Below are 20,424 nucleotides of genomic sequence, written 5' to 3' on the forward strand. Positions count from 1 at the left end.
GTCAATGGTTAAGAGTTAACTGCTAACTACTAATGTACAGACGCGAGGAACATCGCGTCTCTACCCACTAACTACCAACAACTAAAATGTCACAAGCTGTAGTGGTTCAAGACTTAGTGTATGCGTATTCTACCCGTGAACCAGTTTTACGAGAAATTTCCTTTACCTTAAATGCAGGCGATCGCGTTGCACTCATGGGACCGACTGGTTCGGGTAAAAGTACTCTGCTTGAGAACCTGATCGGCTTAAAAGAACCCCAAGCTGGGAAAGTTTGGATTAATAATATTCCCCTAGAACCCAAAACCTTAACCCAGGTACGTCGTCAAATTGGTTTTGGTTTTCAAGATGCTAACGACCAGCTATTTATGCCCACTATTCTTGAAGATATCACCTTTGGGCCGCGTAATTATGGTGTCTCACCAGCGATCGCCATTGATAAAGCTAGAAATTTATTAGCTGATTTTGGTTTAGAAGCTTACGCCAACCGTTCTGCTCATGAACTGTCTGGAGGACAAAGACGCCTTGCTGCCTTAGCTGCAATTTTAGCATTGGAACCAGATATTTTGATTTTGGACGAACCAACCAATGGTCTTGATCCTGCATGGCGGCGTCACTTTGCTCAAATGTTATTAAAATGGCAAGGTAAAGTCATGTTAATCGCCTCCCACGATTTGCACTGGTTAGGGAAAGTTACTCAACGTGCTTTAGTACTTTCTGGAGGACGTATTCATATAGATAGTGACATTCAGTCCTTATTACAAGAAGCTGACACCTTGGAAAGGTTAGGTTTACCAGTAGATTGGTAAATGCTTGTTTACTCGCGCTGTCTCGCCACCACACTGCCTCCCCTACTTAATATTTACTCCATAATTTAAGATACAACAGACAGTGGAGGTGGTCATGACTGTGCAGTTATTACGACGAAAATTCACAGTTGAGCAATATCATAAGATGATTGAGTCGGGGATTCTCACAGAGGATGACCGAGTGGAATTGATCCGGGGAGAGATTATTGAAATATCACCTATTGAGGCAAAACATGCTGCTTGTGTGAATCGACTTGTAAATTTGTTGGTGCAATTACTCGGAAAACGCATTATACTTGCTTCTCAAAATCCAGTTGCATTGAACAATAATTCAGAACCTCAGCCAGATGTAGCATTGCTCAAACCCCGTGAAGATTTTTATGAAACCGCACACCCCCAACCCCAGGATATTTTTTTACTAATTGAAGTAGCTGATTCGTCTCTACACTATGACCGGGAAGAGAAAATTCCTTTATATGCAGAAGCAAACATTATTGAAGTTTGGTTAGTAGATATTAACGAGCAAATTGTCGAAGTTTATCGAGAACTAACAGCCGCAGGATATCAGCTGATGCAAAAGTTCACTCTTCGTCAAACTTTATCAATTCAAGCCTTCCCCGACATAAACATCACCGTCAACGAAATCTTTGGCAGATAAACTTGATCATAACTTCCTAACGCGTAACTTGTGGAAGCGATCGCCCCCTGCTGTCTCCTCCTCAGCGTCCTCTGCAACTGGGCGGTTCAATTCTCACACTCATTTGCCAAAATGCGATCGTTCCATTATCTCTCAAGTACAATGAAACATCAAGCGATCGTACACCCATTTCAAGTACCAAACTTAAAACTTGAGGTTTAAAACTCAAACATTTTCACTTCAAACCTCAAAGTTCTCATTTCAACCCCAAACATTCTTATTCCAAACCTCAAAGTTCTCACTTAAAACCAGAAAACTCTCACTTCAAACCTCAGCGTTCATATTTCAAACCCGAACCTTCTCACTTAAAACTCAAATATTCTCACTTCCAACCTCAACGTTTACCCTCTAGGAATGAACATAGACAGAATAGACCACTTAGTTCTCACAGTACGCAACATCGAAGCTACCTGTGAGTTTTATCGCCGTATTCTGGAAATACAAGTATTAACCTTTGGTAACAATCGCAAAGCACTACAAATTGGTCAGCAAAAAATTAACCTGCATGAATTAGGCAAAGAATTTGAACCAAAAGCTATGCATCCCACACCTGGTTCAGCAGATATTTGTTTGATTGCAACTACGCCACTATTTGAGATTAAAGAACATATAGCTGCTTGTGGAGTAGAGATTTTAGAGGGGCCAGTGAAGAGAACAGGTGCAGTAGGCGAAATAGAATCTATTTATTTACGCGACCCAGACAGTAATTTAATAGAAGTGTCAAATTATCGGAACACTAACTGAAATCACTGAATCTGTAGTTAGTATTAGTTACGATTAATTGAATTTCATTATGTAAATTGGCTCAGGTGTAAATGTCTGTCGGGTGTCGTAAAAATAATATTATTATTCCTGTGGGTGTCAGCTTAACTTTACTACTGGTTGGTTGTGATTACAGCAAAGCCTCCCAATGTCAGCGACTAATCAAGACTGTGAATGAGGGAAATTCTTTATTAGAGATAAATAAAGGTACTCAGGTTGCAACAAGCTTGAAACTGGCTAAGGATTTGCAAACAGCCACCGAAAAAATTGAGCAACTAAATTTACAAGACCCCAAACTGAAAGACTTCCAGACTCGGTTTGTCAAAGTATTTACAACACTCAGTCAAAATATCAACAAAGCAGGTAAAGCACTTAATACTGCCAAACTAGCAAAAGCTTCAACATCTGGTAGACAACAAATACAAACAGCGAGAAGTGAAATTGACAATGCACTGAAAGCAGCTGAGATTGCTGCTAAACAATCAGATGTGCTAGCGACACAAGTAAATAAATATTGTAGTCAACCAGAATAACATCTACTTGTAGACTGGGGACATCACTTGAGTGTGGAGTATACATTTGTAGGTGTTGGGCTGTATTTAAATTTGGAATTACTGTGATGAATTCTTCTAGGAGTTTCCTACTGCTAGTTTTACTACTAACTACAGCAGTAGCCTGCGATCAAAAGACTCGTGCTTCTTTGGATACTTCCACACCAGTAGCACAGAATTCTCCACAGTCTCAAAATATCGTCCGCACTGAACCACTTTCACCTCAACCCATCCGGATTAATCTTAAAGATTTACCAGAACCCTTTGCGACTGAAAGCGCCTCGAAATCACCTCAAGTAGTCTCAATTCCAGCTAATCCGACACTGCGGGTTCCACCTGGCTTTACAGTTAATGTGTTTGCGGAAGGTTTAGATGCACCTCGTTGGTTAGCATTAACTCCCAGTGGTGATGTGCTGGTAACTGAAACCAGACAAAACCGCATTCGCTTGCTACGTGATACCAACGGTGATGGTGTAGCTGATGTAAAAAAGACCTTTGCCACTGCTAACAACGGGTTGAATATTCCCTTTGGCATGACTTTTGCAGGCAATTATTTCTTTTTAGGTAATACCAATGCTGTATTGCGGTTTCCCTACACCAAAGGTCAGCAACAACTAAATGGTACTGGTCAAAATATAGCTGAACTTCCTGGTGGTGGCTATAATCAGCACTGGACACGCAACGTGATCGCCTCTTTTGATGGTAAGAAACTATACGTTTCTATTGGTTCCCGTTCTAACGTGGATGAAGAACCCCTACCACGGGCTTCTGTACAGGTCATGAATTTGGATGGTTCCAATCAGCAGACTTTTGCTTATGGTTTGCGTAACCCAGTTGGTTTGGATTTTCACCCCGTTACCAAACAACTTTATACTACCGTCAACGAACGAGATGGTATCGGTGATGACTTAGTACCAGATTACCTGACACGCATTCAACAGGGACAATTCTACGGCTGGCCTTATGCCTACTTAACGCCGAACAACATCGACCCGCGTCAAGCAAATAATGGTAAAAGTAAACGCCCTGATTTAGTACAGCGTACCAGTACGCCAGATGTGCTGTTCCAAGCTCATTCGGCTGCCTTGGGTTTGCAATTTTACGACGGGCAAACTTTTCCTGAAAAATACCGCAATGGTGCTTTTGTTGCGTTTCGTGGTTCTTGGAATCGCGATCGCGGCACTGGTTATAAAGTTGTTTTTGTTCCCTTTGATACTCAAGGACAACCGCAAGGATACTATGAAGACTTCCTGACTGGATTTTTATTAGACCCAACTGTCCCAACAACTTGGGGGCGTCCTGTCGGTTTGCTGACTTTACCCGATGGTAGTCTCATTTTTACAGAAGAAGCCAACAATCGGATCTACCGAATTCAGTACCAAGGTAATGCTGAAGGATGAAGTATGAAGGCTCAAACAATCACACTTTATACTTCATACTTCACACTTTATACTTTTTAAAACCATCCCTCTTGTTCTAGGGTTTCAATCAACTGTAATCCTCGCGGATCGCCTACTCCTAAAAGCGCTGCTTTGGAATCTTCCCGGACTCCCAAATCTTTGTCTTCGGCGAAAGCTTGAATTAAGGCATCAATGGCAGTGGCATAGACAATATTAGAAGGTAGTTCGCGACATAACTGTCCGATCGCCCAAGCACTGTTACTCCGTACTGGTGCTACAGGATCTTGTACCAAAGCTTCGATTAATGGTGGTATTGCCCCAACCACAGCTTCATAACCAATTTGTGCCATCTGGGCCAAAGAACTAGCAGCCCATAATCTGACTGCGGAAATATCAGTTCTCAGGGCATTTGCTAGGGGTGCTAAACAACGGCGATCGTGGCAGTTACCCAAAGCCCAAACAACGCCTTTGCGTACATATCCATTCCAATCTCGCCCCAACTGATTAATCAAAGGTTCGACAGCGTCGGGACTAGGGTTGCGTCCGAGTCCATAGGCAGCGCTGACCCGTACTAGGGGACAAGTATCAGTGAGCAAACTTATCAAATGGGGAGTGGCACGTGCATCTTCGATGTCACAGAAAACACGTGCTGCCAGCATTCTTTGCTGCGGCTGGGGATGCTCTAGTAGTGGTAGCATTTCCTCTGGATCGGGTTTTGGCACTTCTGACTCTGCGGTCAGGGGCTCCATTTTATCTAGAGGACTTTCTAGCTCCACTTCAACATCAAGTAGGCTGAGGTCGTCTTCGTCATACATACATCAAAAGTACCATTCCCTACTAGCACTTACCAATTAATTCAACATTTAAAATTGAAAGTTCAAAAAAATTAGAATTATAAAAGTTTCTTCAACCACAAAGACTGAGTTTGATAACCCAAGCGACTATAAAGATTTAATGCAGCTTGGTTAGATTGAAACACCTGCAACCCCATTTGTTGATCGCCTCTGTTTGTTGCCCAATCTTCTGCATATTGCATCAAAGCTGTAGCAATACCCCGTCGCCGATGTTTTGGTACAACATACAGTAAAAAGATGTGAGCATGGCGATCGCCTGTAAGTTGGTCAATAGCGTTTCCCATCCACAGACAGGCTATTGGATCATGGAGAGGTGGGGTGGTAGGGTGATGGGGTGATGGGGTGAAGTCTTTGTGCCCATGTTCTTCTACCCACCACAAAGGGGTTTGGCTAGAGAAGTATTGTTCTACTGTTTGTGCGAGATGGGAAAAATTTCCATCAGGAAACATTTCTTGGTAAGTCAATTGCATAAACTTAACAAGCAATGCCCGATCTAGACTGGAGCCATACCGAATACAGTAACCTGGTAGCAGTTCCACAACTCATCCGATTTTGGATTTTGGATTTTAGATTGAGGTAGGAGAAATTGGAGGAGTAGAGAAAGACACGCACAAATAATTCTCCCTGTTAGCAAACGTCTCCCCATCACCCCATTGCCCTACTCTCCCTTCTTCTTCAACGGGTGCAGGTGCTGCCATGTCCGCAGGCAAAAATATACGGGCGCTGACTGCTACTAGCGCAATTAAAAATAGCAATACTACGAGTAAGGGGGCAATGTATTGACGAAATATAGCCATTTTTTTAGATATTAAAGTTTGACTGAAGATTTATGAAGTTAACATGATTTATTCTAACGATGTTCAAGAGAATTCAGTTAGTCAGTTATCGACGATAACTATTCACTGATAACTGATTTCATCTGTGATCGCGTTCTAAGTCAGCGATCGCTCTTTCCCAATACCAGCTTTCTGGCATTCCTGGATAATTCTGCCTTGCTTGTGCGACAAGGCGTTCTGCTGCGGCTATGTCGCCGTCTAACATTGCAATTAGCTTGTTTTGCAGACGGTTATCAGCCCCACGTGGAGTCGTTGGTTTGAGTGTGGGTTGGGTTGTTGACTCAGTTGCAGTTTGGGTTGCAGGCTGTGGTCTGTTGCCTTTGCTTTGATTAGACTGCCTACGCAACTCCCAAAATAAAACGTAGTAAAGCGTACCAAAAATTACAATTAAACTGAATGTCCCCAGAAAAGTCAACAGATTAAGTCCAAGAAATCCTAAAACTAACTGGGAAAGCACGTAGCCAAGTAGGAGTCCTGTAAATAACAGGATTGTTGTGGCAATAATAATGATTAGTTTTTGCCCCATACATCTTCTTCCTCATCATCTAGTCCTGGTCTGGGCATTGCTATGGGTTGAGGGTTCCAAGGAGCGAAAACAGGCAACAGAAGTAACCCTGGCACGGCGGCGATAATAGTAATTAAGAAAAATGTAGGCCAACCTGTGCTTTTGGCGATAGCCCCAGCTGGGGCTGCCAAAATATCGCGGCTGACGGCCATTAAGCTGGAAAGCAATGCGTACTGAGTGGCGGAAAATCGCTGGTTACAAAGACTCATTAAAAAGGCAACAAAAGCAGCTGTTCCTAGTCCACCACAAAAGTTTTCGATGTTAATAGTCAATACCAGTAATTGGTAATTTTGAGAAAATTGCGGTTGGGCAAGTATAAAGTAAGCAAGATTACTTAAGGCCTGCAACGCACCAAATACCCATAGGGAACGATTGATACCTATTTTGCTTAAAACTACACCACCGACAAGGGCGCCAACAATAGTAGCAATTAATCCCATTCCTACCTGTATTGCTCCAATATCGGTTTTAGTGAAGCCGATGGTGAGTAAAAAGGGTGTCGCCATATTACTCAGCAAGGCATCACCAAGTTTATACAAGGTGATAAACACCAAAATCAATAAACCTTGGATTACTCCTTGGCGCTGAAAGAATTCCCCAAATGGTAAAACGACAGCTTCAGCCAAAGAAGCTGGCGGGCTAATTTGTCTTGGTTCTGGCGCAATGAAGACACCAAAAATTCCAATCACCATAATTCCTGCCATAAACAAATACACCGCAGACCAAGGCATTCGATCAGCCAGTATTAATCCTAAAGAACCAGCAACTAATAGCGCAATCCGATAACCTAAAATAAAAACTGCCGCTCCAGCCCCCATCTCTAATTCTGTCAAAACATCGGTGCGGTAGGCATCAGCAGCAATATCTTGAGTTGCACTCAAAAAAGCAATGACTATAGCGTTGATAGCTAAAAGCTGTAAGGCTTGTTTGGGTTGTTGAAAAGCCATAAAGGCGATCGCTACTATCAAAGCGATCTGCGTCACAACCAACCAACCCCGTCGCCGTCCCAAAAATGGTGGTGTAAACCGATCTAGAAACGGCGACCAAAGAAACTTTAATGAGTAGGGCAAACTAGCAAGGCTAAACCAACCGATCGCCGCTAAATCAACCTGTTCTTGAGTCATCCAGGCTTTGAGGTTATTCCCGATTAATAATAAGGGCAAACCTGAGGCAAAACCCAGCAATAATAAAGCCGCCATTTTGCGGCTTTCAAATACCTTCAGCAGAGATTGGATTTGTCGCACAGTATTTTAAGAATGAGAATTTAAGGATGAAATTTTGTATTTCTTTATTGTTAGCGATGACTTGCGTGTATCTGTGTTTATCCTGATCAGACATTAAAATATATTGCCATAACTAGTATGTCATTTCGTGCCAATTTGGCTTGTATCATTTTAGATTTTGGATGGGTAATAGTTAGGAATCAGTGTAGACGCGTAGCGGCTTGCCGCAGGCTACAGTTAACACTTAAAAGTGATTAATATAATTTGATAACTGATCACTGAACTACACCTCTGACACTCCTTACACTCCACCCTTACCTTAAGCCTATGAGCGCACGGCAGATGACGTCACGTGACGCCTCTTTCTTTATGCCGGGAGAAGAGTCCACCGCACTGGCTCGTCTACACACTCCCCATCGCCCCCCAACCACACAAAGTGGGGACCCCTAGCCCCCCATCTCCTCACACCTCCCCTGTCCCCAATTGATAAACCCGATGTCCTCTAATTTCTACCCCATGTTCCGCGAGACATTTTACCCAGCCATCACGAGTACCAATATTGCTTTTGTCTTTGAGTAATCCTAATTCAACTTCTTTTTGGGTGAGTTGGGAAAATTCTTCATATAAATGATAATTAGGAGTCACAAATGTTTCTTTACGGTGGAGTATGGGTGGATTGGCTCTGTTGGCATAGTCTCTGTGAGTTATGTATAAAGTTTTTAAATCAATCACAACACTTGCTTTTAATGCTGGATGAGGGTCAGTATCAAACTCTGGGTAAAGCAAATAAGAAATTTGGGATTTCTCAGTATCAAATTTTATCAGCGTCGCATCATCAACACGTCCGATGGTACGACTAGCACAACCTTCATAAATTCGCAGCAAAGCATCCATTTCACACAAAGCAGAGACATGGACGTATAAAGCGCCACGAGTACGTTTACCAATTTTACTTTTTTCACAAGCAGCTTTTACTACCCCTGGCTTTCCTAAGCTAAACAGCTTGGTGTCAGCAACTTCGCAAGCTTCTTCGTAGGAACCAAAAAAGGCTTTAATGTCGTGACGCATTTCTGGTGATAGCTTATACCATGAGGGACGACCCTCAAAATGAGTCAAAGCTAGGTAAACTTGAATGTCAAGAGAACGACGGTAAGCGATCGCATCCCATTCTTCCTCGTCGGTAGCTTGTAAAACCACTGCAAAAGCCCGGCGGAAGTTACCAAATTCTTTGAGTAATTCTAGTTCGTTCTTCAATTCACCTTTGACTGGTAGTCTCCCGCGTTTGGTATAAAAATCCATCAAGGGCTGAAGCATATCTTGGTAGTCTTCAAACCGCTTGGTGGGAATGCGGACTCTGGGTGTGGAGGTTTTAGAAAAGAAGCGTATAGCTTTGTATGCTTCTTTTTCAGCTTCATCTTGAAACACAAAGTAGATACCGAGTGCAACAGGTACAGCATCGACATTTAGTGTTTCATCAATGTATTTTTTTAACTCTTCTTGTTGGTAATATTTCTGAAATGTGTTGTGACGGGTAACAACACCATCGCCGTAGGGTATAAGATTACGACTCGGAGCATTAACTAAGATTTGAGCTGCAACAATTAATACTTTACGGGTAAGTGACCAAGCTTCTAAGAGGGCTTGGCGGCGTTCCTCGGTATCTTCAATAACATTGAGGATATAGCCTAAATTGACAATATCAGCAGGAATGCGATCGCGATTGGGAAAATAGTAAGGGTCCCAGCCTGCACTTGTGTAGCCTAAATTTGCCACTCGCTCGACATCACCACCATAGCCACAGCCATAGTCAAAAAACGTGGTATCTTTGTTGAGGATTGACCACTCTATTGCCAATCGCACAGGGCGAGACAAGTCAATACGGAAAATCGCAGCTCTGTGACGTTCAATTTCTACGTAGCTCTCGGACATAAGAGCAATTAAATTTGTTAGTAGTTAGTGGTTAGTAGTTAGTAGTGTTTCCATTAACCACTAACTACTAACCACTAACCATTAACCATAATTTCAATTCTTCGTCGCTAATTCAATCAAATCTTCAATTTTCTTGATATTTGGATCACCAGCTAAGTATCCAATGCCACGATGTAAATGCAGGCGGAACTGTGTAGCCAGGGTTTCTTTGTCAGTACCTAAACCGTCGTTGTAGCAGCGTTGTTTTAGCGCTAGCAACAAAATATCGGACATTTCGCTACCAAAGACGCGCCAACTCATTTCGACGTTACTATCTTGGGGAACTGGTACTGGGGAAGGTGCGGTAGGTTCGGCGAGGGAACGACAAAAAGCCCAGCGACATAAGATGTTCCATTGGTCGATTTTGGTATTGCGTTTGAGTTTGGTAAGTTGGTCTTTAGCTGTTTGGGATAATTTGATGCGTTCGATAGGGGTTTCCATAATATTTTGATTATTTTAATTAGTCTGCACAGGGCGACTTTGCTTGTGTAGTAGCAAATTATATTCGTCTACAAGATTGTATATTGTCGGCTATTGGTTTATCGCATTAGTTCTGAGGGGTAAAAGTTAAACCACTAAGACGCCAAGTGCGCCAAGAGAAGAGGAGAAGAAAAGGGTAATTCATTAAATTATGTAACCACTGGCACAGCAACTTTGAGGGGTTAAATAAAAAACCGCACCAGGCGCACTAAAGCGCAGAGAAAGAGGATGAGAGAATAAAACTAGAAATTGGTTTACTCTGTAAAGTTAGTGTGAAGTTGGTGTGGTGGAGTACTAGTTGAGGAGTAAAGTTTGTTTTCATACCGATGGGTAAGTAGAATATATTAAAATTAGAGATTTGAAATAAATTTGTAGTAAGGGCTTTAGCCCTTTTGACAAACCTTTAATTATTTACACCGTCCTACTTAACTAATTGCATTTTATTTTCAGTATCTATAATTTTATGGCTAAATTGCAATTACATTTTAATGGTTCCTTTGCTTTTAAAAAAGAGGAAATCAGCAGAATCCTACGGACAGCGAGTGAAGAAAATGGTTTAAATGATACTCTGCCCAATTTGATGCAAAAAACAAGTTTAGGTAACGCCAAAGTTGGACGGATAAAAAGTTGGGCAATTCGGGCTGGGTTAATTCAAAATTATCGGCTTAGTCCAGAAGGAGAAGTTGTTTGGCGACGCGATCCTCATTTGGAATCAAGTGTTACAGAATGGTTGATGCACTTTTATTTAAGTTTTAGCGGTCAAGGAATTCAGCCAACACCAAAATCACCTGAGGATTGGGGTGGATGGTGTTATTTTGTTTATACTTTTTTGCCAGAGAATAGCAAATTTACTAGTGAAGAATTTTTAGATAGCTGTACTGCTGTTTTTGAAGAAGAAAGCAAAGTTATTGCTGATAGAATTAAATTTATTTTCCGGACATATACAGATTCCCAAGCTTTAGCATCTTGCAAGTTTCTCACTCAGGAAAATAAAAAATATGTTACTGGATATGCGCGTTTGCCTAACCCGTATTTAGTGGGGTATTTTCTGGCACAACTTTGGCAGCGGGATTTTCAGGAGGAAGGATCGGTTCTGACTGAGTCTATTTTGCACCAAAAAATGGGACTTGCTGCTGTATTGGGTGTAAAAGCGACAGCGCTACAAGAACAGCTAAATGCTTTGGAAGCATACGGCATCATTGAACAGCGTAGGACAGTGCCTCCTTTCCAAGTCATACGGCGTTGGGATGAACCCTTGGCATTGTTGGAGAAGGCGTATGACAGCGAATCCTGATATTTGTTTGCAAGGCGTGAGGCCAGATAACCAGGTGCATCTGCTAGTTTGGGATACACCCAATGAAAACGATTTGGTACATATTGTTTTATATAACAATGCCCTACGAGACAATTACCGAGAAAATTTGCTACAAAGGATTGATAAAAGCGATCGCTTTCTGACTCTTCATCATGATTTAGAACGAGAATTGATAGCGATCAAGTCTATGTGTTCTGGAATTAAGGAACAGATGGTTTTACTTGAGGGCTTAGACTGCTTGATTACTTATCTGCAAGTTTATTCTCCCAAACATCTTACCTTGTTTTGGAACAATTTAGAAAAAACTCGTAAGTTAGAAAGAATTTTATGGGTGATATTACCTCAGCAGTTAGTACCTAAAAGTTGGCCTGCGATGCGAATTAAATTAATGTTTGATGTGGATTAATAGTAGGGCAAAATATATGTTTAGGAAAGTCGAACACTCATGGGACACAGATGGACATAGATAAATCATCGGTGTGCATCTGTGTGTATCGGTGTTCGCCTTCCCAAAAAAATATTGGACGAGTCAGAAACTTTCAGCCACAAAAATTTCCTAAAAATCGAACACAGATGGATAATTACGAAAATAAGTAGTTTGTTGGTAAATTATATACTAGTTTGCAGCTTGAATTCACATGATATGTAATTTTTAATTTTTTATTGATTATGCTTCTCCACCAACTCGTCGAAATTAATGAAAAGGGTAGTGTTGCTCCCTCTGTCAATTTTGGCATGATGGATATTCCTGAGATAAATTTGCGTCTGTGTGAGGAATTTATTTTTAATTACGACACTAATAAACCGGAGTTATCGACAGTTGGTATTTTAGATGCTGTCAGACGCAGTTACCATAGTCGGAATGAGGTAAATATTCATTTATTGATCCAGGATTATGGCAAAGGTAAATCACATTTTGCAGTTGCGATCGCTAACTTTTTTCACAAACCCTTTGACAGTCCAGAAGTACAAGGAATTTTACATCAAATTCAATTAGCAACTGCGGGTAAAAATCATCAGGGAATTACTGAAGGATTAAAGCTTTATAAACAAAGACAAAAAAGACATTTGGTAATTTGTCTGAGTGGCGACAGTGGCGGTAATATTAAAAAGCAATTTTTGCAACAACTCGTCAAGATTTTGGAAAATGAAAATATTCACAATTGTTTAGCGCAAAATACCTGTAGTGAACCTTTGCGCTATTTGGAAAGTTTGGATGCAGCAGATAGACAAAAAGCAGAACAATATCTGCAAAAACTTGGTAACTCTGATGGGGATTTATATTCTCTTATCCGGCTATTGAGAGAAAATAATCCGGCGGCGATCGCGACAGTTAAAAATCTTGCGCGTGAAATCACAGGATTTACTCCTGATTTTGCTGCTGATGTAGATATTGAAGCTATCTTGCAAGATATACTTAATAAGTACTGCACAGGTGAAAATGCCCACTTTCAAGGAATTCTAATTTTATTTGATGAATTAAATTACTATCTACAATCTTGGTCAGCCGATCAAATTGGTGCAGGCGGAACTGCCCTACAAAATATTACCAATATTTGCAGCAACAATAAAGGTAAAATTGCCCTACTTAGTTTTGCTCAATTTCATCCTAATAAGGCTGTAGGGATTTCTGCTAATGCTTTACCAAGCTATAATAAAATTTCTTCCCGACTGCATGATAAAACCTATGATAATCCAGCTTCTAGTTTAGAATTAGTACTAAATAATTTATTAATTCAGAAAGAAAACGAATCATCTGGACAAGAATTTTTTCAGCGTTGGAATAATACCCTACTTGCTGAAAGTAGGGATGCCTTTGAGCGAAGAATTAAAATCTATCGAGAACAAGGTTGGACTTTAGAAAAGTTCTATCAGTATCTTGGCAAAGGTTCTTTTCCACTTCATCCTTTGACTGCATATTTATTGTGTAAACTTGACTTTACTCAAGACCGAACAGCGATTCAATTTATCAAAAATTATGTGAAAAAATTTATCCAAACTGAGCCAGCAGAAAAACTTAGTCAACTCAACTATATCTATCCAATTGCTTTAGTAGATAGCTTCATTGAAAATTTTTCTAATTATCCCATATATGTATTTTATAAACAAGCTCTGGCTACAGTTACTGGTTATGCTGATTCGGAAAATGAAATCATAGTTCTGAAAGCTTTATTCCTGTTTCATGCTTGCGGCGAAAAACTGACTAAATCAGAAAAAGAAAACCATCAAGAAATTCTTGCTACTTTGACGGGTTTAGCAAAATCTAAACTCCAGTCAGCTTTAGATAAACTAGAAAAGATACGAGATATTATCTATTACCGTCCAGAAACAAAAACTTATCGCTTTTGGGAAGGTGTTAGTCCGACACGTATTCAAGAAGATATAGAGGAAAAAATCAAAGATAAGCCAACATCAATTCAAGATGTTGTGAAATATTGTCGAGAGAGAATTTCCCAATATCTGGATGATGATAAAATTATTGCTACTAAGTTTGTTCAAGATAACAAATTAGTAAGTGAAGATTGGCGATTTGAGTATAAAATTTACCGCATTGATGAAATAATTCAGGGGTTAGAGAGTAACCGGATTCAGAAAGATATTAAAGAAAAGGGAATATTGGCATTTGTGCTAGCAGAAACTCAAGATGAGTTACAAGAGTTTCGCAAGAATATAGATCATTACTTGTCTAAGTCTGCAATTAAAAATCAGATTGTCGTTGCAATTCCCTATCAGGAAATAGGAGATTTAGCGCGGATTTTGCTGATGATCAAAACCCTGGAAGAAACAGATTCGGCTGGACAACGTCTACTTGGTGCTGCTTACAAACAACTTCTTCAGCGTTGGGAAGAACAGCTAAATACACAATCAAATAGCTTATTAAAATCTTGTACTTACCACTGTGTAGAATTAGAAAAAATTTCGCCTCTAGAAAGAGATAAGAAACAACGAGTAATTAGTGTCTTGTTGCAAGAACTTTATCACTCTGTTCCTCCTGTGGATGGCATGGACAAAATGCGAAGCAACCATGCGACAGGTAAACAAATTGTGGGATGGACTGCAAGACAGCTTTTCGCTGATAGTTTGACTCCTCAAGCTTTATTAAATGAATCTTACAAAACAGTTATAGATCAAATTTTCGTTAGTTTATGGGGTTTACTCAAGAAAAGTCCCCAGAAATATCTTGTACAAGAACCTCAGCATGAAAAAATCCGTGCTGCTTGGGAGGTAATTTCCCAGATGACTGACTTAAGAGAACAATCAGACAAGATTGTTGAGTTAGATACAATTTGGCAAGCTTTATCTGCACCACCCTACGGTTACAGTGAGTATAACTTTACGATTTTGTTGGCAGGATGGTTAGCATATCACCGCAAAGAAGTTTCTCTCAGAGGAGTAGGAGAAATTTCAACTGCGAAGAAAAAAACTCTTTCTTCACCACCGAAAACTCAATCTTTAAAAGATTGGGCAAATACTGATATTTTACAAAACCCCACGGCGTTTGTAAGCGATTGGATTGTGCAACGAAAGGGCAAAATTGTTCGTCGCCAACAAGCAGAAATACCTACGCTGCCAGCATTGCCAATAGATTACGAACAGGCACAGCAATATCTGGAGAAGGTGGCAGCATTTCTGGAGTTTAATGAAGCAGATGTAGAAGTGGGTGAATTAAATAAGCATAAAAAACAGGTGAGTGCGGGTGTGGAATCAATTAATAAATGGTTTCAACCTGTGGTAGATGTGGAGGCACTATCTGACAATACAAAATTGGAAACTTGGCTGCAACTTTACCCACAATTACTCCAAAATCCACCAGCATCTTTAGTTCAACCAACTTCACAACAATTACAGCGTCAAACTCAAGCACTGCAAATCGTCAACGAAAAAATTCAAGAATTTGTAACAGCAGCAAGTCAAGGTTTTCAGTCTTTGTCAACAATAGAAGCTTGTGATGACTATAAGTTACAAATTCAGGCGCTGCTGAATCAGATTATCACAGTCACAAGTTTATCTCCTCTTTTAGTTGAAAGTTTGCAAAACGCCATTCAAGCTACAGAATTGAAGCTTACAGAAATTAGACAGCAAGCTGAGGAACAACAAAACCTGGCTAAAGATATGGAAATTATGCAGATAATCCGGCAGTATCAATCTGCAACAAAACTCCATACAGTTTCTTTATGTGAACAGGTAATTCAGGATGCAGAAAATTATAGAAATAGATTGCATCATCCAGAAAAATTTGCTGTGGAAATTGACCAAATTCTTCAAGTAGCAAAAAATCAAGTTACTGAATATCGGCAGAGATTAGCAAATATCCAAAATCGCATTTCTACAGTTAATTATCTCAGAGATGCAAATCAAATTATGACTGAATGTGCGGAATTGGATGTTGTTTTTAAAGAAACTGCTGATTACCAAGATTATCAGAATATTAAAGCACAGATTAATCTGGTAACTGAAGATCTTGAAAGATTGCAAGAGATAGAAAATCGCCTGACGCAAACTGATAATATTGCCAAATGCCACGATGCCTTGCAGATGATTGCAAATAGTCGGGTTCTTCTACATGATGCCGAGCGCTTCCAAAAGAGAATCTCTGATTTAGAAGCAAATTTGCAACAAAGAATCCAAGATTACACCACAGAATTACGGCAAGTTGAGGAAAATGTAGACGGTTTAACTACAGCTAAAGACGCGCAAAGACAGCACGAAAATTTACTGAAAAAATCGGCACGGTATGCTAATTCCGATGCTGAAGGACAATGTGAAAAAATTCTCTGGGAATTAAAACTACTAATTGAACTATTGCAAATAGCTGAATCCGCCAACTTACAAACATGGACATCTTGCCAAGCCCAAATAGAACGATTGCAAGAGTGGCAAAATTCTCAAGAAAGTTTAACAGATAAATTACGCGATCGCATCACTTCTGTGTGTACAAACCTAGAGGAACAAAAAACATGGCTGCTGGCACAAGCACAAGCCGCTGCCCAGCAATGGTTGCAAGATTTAAGAACTCAATACATTCCATTATCTCAATTAGTCGAAGATACAGCCAAGCTGACAGCCGCAAACAATCTGTTGGCAGAAATTCACGATGAGGAAAATCGGTATATTGATTTACTGACAACAGAAGAAATACAGACTCTGGAAAATATAGAGAGACAATGTATTGCCCAACAGCAAAAAGATATCGCCAATCAAATTTTTGTATTATTTAGAGAATTGTCGCGATCGCAACAACAAAAAGTATACGCAAGATTAGGGCAGTATCTTGCAAATGAGGCGGAATGATGAATATCGTCCTAGACCCAACTGAACTATACGATATTCCTCCCGACTACATCCCAATTACCACAGAAGTAGAGTGGATACAATTTTTTGGTGTAACTAACTCTCGGTACTGGGTAAGAGGAAAGCGGCTGTGTGATTGGGCAGAAGCATGGTTGCGGGCATGGAACAAAACTGATGCCATCATGGAAATTAAGCTACACCCCCGCCGTCGTTTTACAGCTTTGTTTGACACCGTACCTGTACCTGAGGAATGGACTGACGCCCAACTACTGATTTTATTAGCAAAACTAGACTCCTATCCTCAAAATCCGGTTGCCCATTTGTTAGCAGAGATTACAGGTGAGGAACAAATATGGTTTGCCCAGCCTGCAATTTCCCATCTTGCTGCTTGGTTGGCAATGCAAGTACCCCAGGAGTACAGACTTCTAGAACTAGTTTGGCAACGGCAGTTTCAAAAACATGAGTTGGCAACCTATTACCAAACTGATGATAAATTATCACTCCTACGCCGTTGGTTAGGTATAGCTACACCAGTAATACCCGATCTCGGCAAATATCCTCTGCCGATTCCTGATTTTCTCTACGAAGAGTTTGATGCCTACTGGGAGGAACTACTATACAACACAGAAGGCAAAATCCTGGAAAATATCATACCAACTCAAGTTGCGGGTATGGAACGAATCGCAAAAATTGCCCACAAAGTCCTGCAAAATCGACCACACTGGATCAATAAAGTCAGAGAAACGAAAGTTACTCCCTATCTGAAACATCAGCAACAGCTAGAATTAGGCAACCAATCGCCACCGCAATCTCTGCCTATTGATGCTAGTCCAACAGAAGCGTTGGAGTGGGTGACACAAAATTATCTTCCCTTCCGCCGTTGGGAAATTATTGTCAAGCAACCTTCCTTAGATCAAAGAATCAGCGATCACTTGGCAGATAGTTTTGTCAATTGGATGTTGCAGCACTATCCCCAGATGACACTAGACTCAGTTGAAAATTCTTACCTCAACTACAGCGTTGCCGCCAAAGTGCAAAATTTGTGTCGAGAAAGTCCGGTGTTATGGGTGGTAGTCGATGGGTTGGGGTGGTTAGATCATCTCGAACTTTTGTCTTACCTCACCCAAAATCATCAACTGGCATTAGAAACTCAACTGCAACCTCGGTTTAGCATTTTACCAACAAAAACAGAGTACGCCAAGTGGAGTTTGTACGCCCAACTTTTACCAAGTGATGTCACTTGGGCTGCGGATGCTGGGAAAGCTTTTGCGAAAATGGGCATAGGCAGACGTTATACAGATCGAAAAATAGATCAGCTTTACAATGCTTTGCAAAAAAAGACACACAAGCTGTACTGTTGGGATACAGATATATTTGATAATCTTTATCACAGTCAAATAGACTGGCAGAGTCTTTACACCCTTGATCGTCCTCACACCCTAGAAGGCATTGCCAAAAAAATTAATTACTGTTTGCAGCAATACCCCAAGCCAGAAGAATTGAGAATTGTCATTGCTAGCGATCATGGGCAAGTCATGGGTACACAAGACAAAATCTCTCATTGTCCCCCGGAACTTGAACCCAAGGGGAGAATGGCTATTGGCAAAACTGATGATCCCCGGTTTGTCGTGTTAGAGTGCGATCGCTACAATCTTCCCCACGATATCAGTATTGTCCGCAACGCTGCCAGTTTAGGTGCTTTCAGTTACACAAATACCAAACAAATTATCGGTTGTCACGGTGGACTTTTCCCCGAAGAAGTCGTAGTTGGTGTATCCGTACTGCGAAAATCAATTCAACGTGCCAAAGTGTATATCTCTTGCCGTGGTGAAGGCAAATCCAGACAACCTGGAGAACTAGAAATTACTATTGATAACCCTAACTCAGTCCCACTCACAAACCTTTGTTTGTATATACCAGAATTACCTGCTTTCAATTCTGGAAAATCTTTAGAACAGCAAATTCCAGCCAATCAACGAATTCACTTGCGAATTACAATTCCTGAAGTACCAGAATTACCGCCAAGCCATGAGAGAAATTATTTATCTCTTTGTGGGGAATTAACCTTTCGATTTGCCAATCTTGAACCAGGAAGCACAGCCTTAGCCTCTGACTCGCAACTTAAAATTAACCAATTATTTAGTAGTGGATTTAATATAGATGAATTCCTATGAAAGTGTTAGCGATAACAACGATTTTGTCCGCCATGTTTTCGGCAATTTGAGTATATCTAAAATTAGATTACCATCAAGTAGATTAAGTGATGCTGGTATCCCTAGCTTTGTTGCCGAGTGGATAATAGATAAAATTGTTCCTGGCGTAGCAGCAATGACGCTAACAGAAATGGAAAAAATAAATAACTTTATCAAAAAAGCATTTCCTCGAAAAGATGACCGCAATGAAATCATTTTTGATTTGACGCAGGGAGAGGTGCGAAAAATTATTGCCTTGATGCAGGTACGTAATAAATTAGATAATACTGGTAAAGTAATTCTTGAGCCATTAGCACAAATACCAGCCCTGAATTTAACTGATTGCAGTATTGCTACAGAAATTGTCGAACGTCATAAAATGTTGCTGCGTCAAGGAATTTGGGGAAAAATTAGCCTCTCCATGCTTCCTGACGGCCGAGTCGAAGTCATAGACTTTGAACCCTTTCAGTGTTCTCAAGTTGACTTACAAGCATACGCTGAATGTCGAGCAAAGTTCAATGCCCAACAATGGCGAGATTTGCTATTTTGTTCTATGGGTTTTAACCCCCAACATCCCAGTTATCACCAGGAAGTAAAAACCTGGATACTGGCAAGATTGCTGCCCTTGGTTGAACCTAATTACCACATTATGGAACTAGCACCAAAAGGCACTGGTAAAAGTTTTTTATTTGAAAATATTAGTAGTAAAGTTACTCTAATTAGCGGTGGTAAAATTACCCCTGCCCAACTTTTTGTCAATGGTAGAACTAAAGAAATTGGTTTACTTGGGCGTCATGAAGTTGTCGTTTTAGATGAAGTTCAAAGTCTCACATTTGATAATCCTGATGAAGTCATAGGAACACTCAAAAATTATCTAGCTACTGGTCGGTATAATCGTTCTGGGTTCGCTGATATTGCCAGTGATTGTGGGTTAGTAATGTTAGCAAATATCGAACTAGATGAGCAATTACGACCACGCAACGAAGATAACTTAGTCGCTAATCTGCCCAATTTTTTTCATGAAACTGCATTACTAGATCGTTTTTGTGGCATCATTCCCGGTTGGGAAATACCGAAATTTAAAAGAGAAATGATTGCTACTCAAATTGGTTTAAAAATGGATTTTTTTGGTGAGGTATTATTATCTCTACGCCGAGACAATCGCTTTATGTTCTATGCACAGCAACACAGCCATTTTGATAAAAATGTCACAGTCCGAGATCAGAATGCTATTCTCAAATCCGCATCAGGTTTTCTCAAACTTCTCTACCCACATTTAGAATTAACATTAATGGATTACCAGCGTGATTGTCTAGAACCTGCTTGTAGACTACGCCAAGCCATCCGCAATTCCTTATATTACCTTGATGATGAATTCAGACAGCTTGGTAAAGAAATTTATGTTGATGTGATGTAGGGGTTAGTGGGTAGAGACGCGATGTTCCTCGCGTCTGTACGTTAGTAGTTAGTGGTGAGTGGTTGT

The 20,424-nt window shown here is 40.5% G+C and carries 17 protein-coding genes; 10 read left to right on the forward strand and 7 right to left on the reverse strand.

The features are described 5' to 3' along the window. The first annotated feature begins 86 nt into the window (after positions 1 to 86). The 5 genes from RS893_RS11980 (at position 87) to RS893_RS12000 (ending at position 4,216) form a co-directional block, all read left to right on the forward strand. A complete protein-coding gene (locus RS893_RS11980) occupies positions 87 to 806 on the forward strand; it encodes an ABC transporter ATP-binding protein (protein WP_315791353.1) in 720 nt (239 codons plus the stop codon). Positions 807 to 900: 94 nt separating this feature from the next. After that, a complete protein-coding gene (locus RS893_RS11985; RefSeq protein WP_315791354.1) occupies positions 901 to 1,464 on the forward strand; it encodes a Uma2 family endonuclease in 564 nt (187 codons plus the stop codon). 393 nt (positions 1,465 to 1,857) lie between these two features. Then, positions 1,858 to 2,247 (forward strand): VOC family protein, encoded by a 390-nt coding sequence (locus RS893_RS11990; protein ID WP_315791355.1) that lies wholly within the window; start codon positions 1,858 to 1,860, stop codon positions 2,245 to 2,247. 71 nt (positions 2,248 to 2,318) lie between these two features. Then, complete coding sequence (locus RS893_RS11995; RefSeq protein WP_315791356.1) at positions 2,319 to 2,798, forward strand: hypothetical protein; 480 nt, start codon at positions 2,319 to 2,321, stop codon at positions 2,796 to 2,798. A gap of 86 nt (positions 2,799 to 2,884) precedes the next feature. Next, positions 2,885 to 4,216: a sorbosone dehydrogenase family protein gene (locus RS893_RS12000; RefSeq protein WP_315791357.1), complete on the forward strand. Its 1,332-nt coding sequence runs from the start codon at positions 2,885 to 2,887 to the stop codon at positions 4,214 to 4,216. Between the two features lie 56 nt (positions 4,217 to 4,272). On the opposite strand, the gene RS893_RS12005 is transcribed toward RS893_RS12000, so the two are convergent. From RS893_RS12005 to dndE, 7 genes are all read right to left on the reverse strand, one after another. Then, the gene (locus RS893_RS12005; protein WP_315791358.1) at positions 4,273 to 5,031 is read right to left on the reverse strand and encodes a HEAT repeat domain-containing protein; all 759 of its coding nucleotides are present in this window, start codon (positions 5,029 to 5,031) and stop codon (positions 4,273 to 4,275) included. 77 nt (positions 5,032 to 5,108) lie between these two features. Further along, positions 5,109 to 5,609, reverse strand: coding sequence for a GNAT family N-acetyltransferase (locus RS893_RS12010; RefSeq protein ID WP_315791359.1), 501 nt, complete (start codon positions 5,607 to 5,609; stop codon positions 5,109 to 5,111). Between the two features lie 27 nt (positions 5,610 to 5,636). Next, entirely contained in the window at positions 5,637 to 5,867 is a 231-nt protein-coding gene (locus tag RS893_RS12015) for a hypothetical protein (protein ID WP_315791360.1), read from the reverse strand. A gap of 118 nt (positions 5,868 to 5,985) precedes the next feature. Continuing rightward, complete coding sequence (locus tag RS893_RS12020; RefSeq protein ID WP_315791361.1) at positions 5,986 to 6,432, reverse strand: ABC transporter permease; 447 nt, start codon at positions 6,430 to 6,432, stop codon at positions 5,986 to 5,988. Next, positions 6,417 to 7,715, reverse strand: a complete 1,299-nt coding sequence (locus RS893_RS12025; RefSeq protein WP_396336444.1) for an AmpG family muropeptide MFS transporter — start codon at positions 7,713 to 7,715, stop codon at positions 6,417 to 6,419. The genes RS893_RS12020 and RS893_RS12025 overlap by 16 nt, the downstream gene beginning before the upstream one ends. A 441-nt stretch (positions 7,716 to 8,156) precedes the next feature. Next, complete coding sequence (locus RS893_RS12030) at positions 8,157 to 9,623, reverse strand: DNA phosphorothioation-associated putative methyltransferase (RefSeq protein ID WP_315791362.1); 1,467 nt, start codon at positions 9,621 to 9,623, stop codon at positions 8,157 to 8,159. 93 nt (positions 9,624 to 9,716) lie between these two features. Beyond that, the gene (dndE, locus tag RS893_RS12035; RefSeq protein ID WP_315791363.1) at positions 9,717 to 10,103 is read right to left on the reverse strand and encodes a DNA sulfur modification protein DndE; all 387 of its coding nucleotides are present in this window, start codon (positions 10,101 to 10,103) and stop codon (positions 9,717 to 9,719) included. A gap of 502 nt (positions 10,104 to 10,605) precedes the next feature. Between dndE and RS893_RS12040 the strand changes: the two genes are divergently transcribed. The 5 genes from RS893_RS12040 (at position 10,606) to brxL (ending at position 20,358) form a co-directional block, all read left to right on the forward strand. Then, positions 10,606 to 11,436 carry a DUF4007 family protein gene (locus RS893_RS12040; protein WP_315791364.1) on the forward strand — a complete coding sequence of 277 codons (831 nt, stop codon included), beginning with the start codon at positions 10,606 to 10,608 and terminating at the stop codon, positions 11,434 to 11,436. Further along, positions 11,420 to 11,863, forward strand: coding sequence for a hypothetical protein (locus tag RS893_RS12045; protein ID WP_315791365.1), 444 nt, complete (start codon positions 11,420 to 11,422; stop codon positions 11,861 to 11,863). The genes RS893_RS12040 and RS893_RS12045 overlap by 17 nt, the downstream gene beginning before the upstream one ends. 263 nt (positions 11,864 to 12,126) lie before the next feature. After that, entirely contained in the window at positions 12,127 to 16,749 is a 4,623-nt protein-coding gene (locus RS893_RS12050; RefSeq protein ID WP_315791366.1) for a hypothetical protein, read from the forward strand. After that, entirely contained in the window at positions 16,746 to 18,923 is a 2,178-nt protein-coding gene (locus RS893_RS12055) for a hypothetical protein (protein WP_315791367.1), read from the forward strand. The genes RS893_RS12050 and RS893_RS12055 overlap by 4 nt, the downstream gene beginning before the upstream one ends. Beyond that, the gene (brxL, locus tag RS893_RS12060; RefSeq protein WP_315791368.1) at positions 18,910 to 20,358 is read left to right on the forward strand and encodes a BREX system Lon protease-like protein BrxL; all 1,449 of its coding nucleotides are present in this window, start codon (positions 18,910 to 18,912) and stop codon (positions 20,356 to 20,358) included. The genes RS893_RS12055 and brxL overlap by 14 nt, the downstream gene beginning before the upstream one ends. Positions 20,359 to 20,424 lie beyond the last annotated feature (66 nt).

The organism is Fischerella sp. JS2, from assembly GCF_032393985.1.
Classification (GTDB): Bacteria; Cyanobacteriota; Cyanobacteriia; order Cyanobacteriales; family Nostocaceae; genus Fischerella.

Bases quoted from the DNA above. Each gene is read 5' to 3' on its own strand.
- RS893_RS12005 (WP_315791358.1), bottom strand. From the start codon at position 5,031: ATGTATGACGAAGACGACCTCAGCCTACTTGATGTTGAAGTGGAGCTA.
- RS893_RS12040 (WP_315791364.1), top strand. From the start codon at position 10,606: ATGGCTAAATTGCAATTACATTTTAATGGTTCCTTTGCTTTTAAAAAA.
- brxL (WP_315791368.1), top strand. From the start codon at position 18,910: ATGAATTCCTATGAAAGTGTTAGCGATAACAACGATTTTGTCCGCCAT.
- RS893_RS12045 (WP_315791365.1), top strand. From the start codon at position 11,420: ATGACAGCGAATCCTGATATTTGTTTGCAAGGCGTGAGGCCAGATAAC.
- RS893_RS12055 (WP_315791367.1), top strand. From the start codon at position 16,746: ATGATGAATATCGTCCTAGACCCAACTGAACTATACGATATTCCTCCC.
- RS893_RS12015 (WP_315791360.1), bottom strand. From the start codon at position 5,867: ATGGCTATATTTCGTCAATACATTGCCCCCTTACTCGTAGTATTGCTA.
- RS893_RS11985 (WP_315791354.1), top strand. From the start codon at position 901: ATGACTGTGCAGTTATTACGACGAAAATTCACAGTTGAGCAATATCAT.
- RS893_RS11995 (WP_315791356.1), top strand. From the start codon at position 2,319: ATGTCTGTCGGGTGTCGTAAAAATAATATTATTATTCCTGTGGGTGTC.
- RS893_RS11990 (WP_315791355.1), top strand. From the start codon at position 1,858: ATGAACATAGACAGAATAGACCACTTAGTTCTCACAGTACGCAACATC.
- dndE (WP_315791363.1), bottom strand. From the start codon at position 10,103: ATGGAAACCCCTATCGAACGCATCAAATTATCCCAAACAGCTAAAGAC.
- RS893_RS12020 (WP_315791361.1), bottom strand. From the start codon at position 6,432: ATGGGGCAAAAACTAATCATTATTATTGCCACAACAATCCTGTTATTT.
- RS893_RS11980 (WP_315791353.1), top strand. From the start codon at position 87: ATGTCACAAGCTGTAGTGGTTCAAGACTTAGTGTATGCGTATTCTACC.
- RS893_RS12000 (WP_315791357.1), top strand. From the start codon at position 2,885: ATGAATTCTTCTAGGAGTTTCCTACTGCTAGTTTTACTACTAACTACA.
- RS893_RS12030 (WP_315791362.1), bottom strand. From the start codon at position 9,623: ATGTCCGAGAGCTACGTAGAAATTGAACGTCACAGAGCTGCGATTTTC.
- RS893_RS12050 (WP_315791366.1), top strand. From the start codon at position 12,127: ATGCTTCTCCACCAACTCGTCGAAATTAATGAAAAGGGTAGTGTTGCT.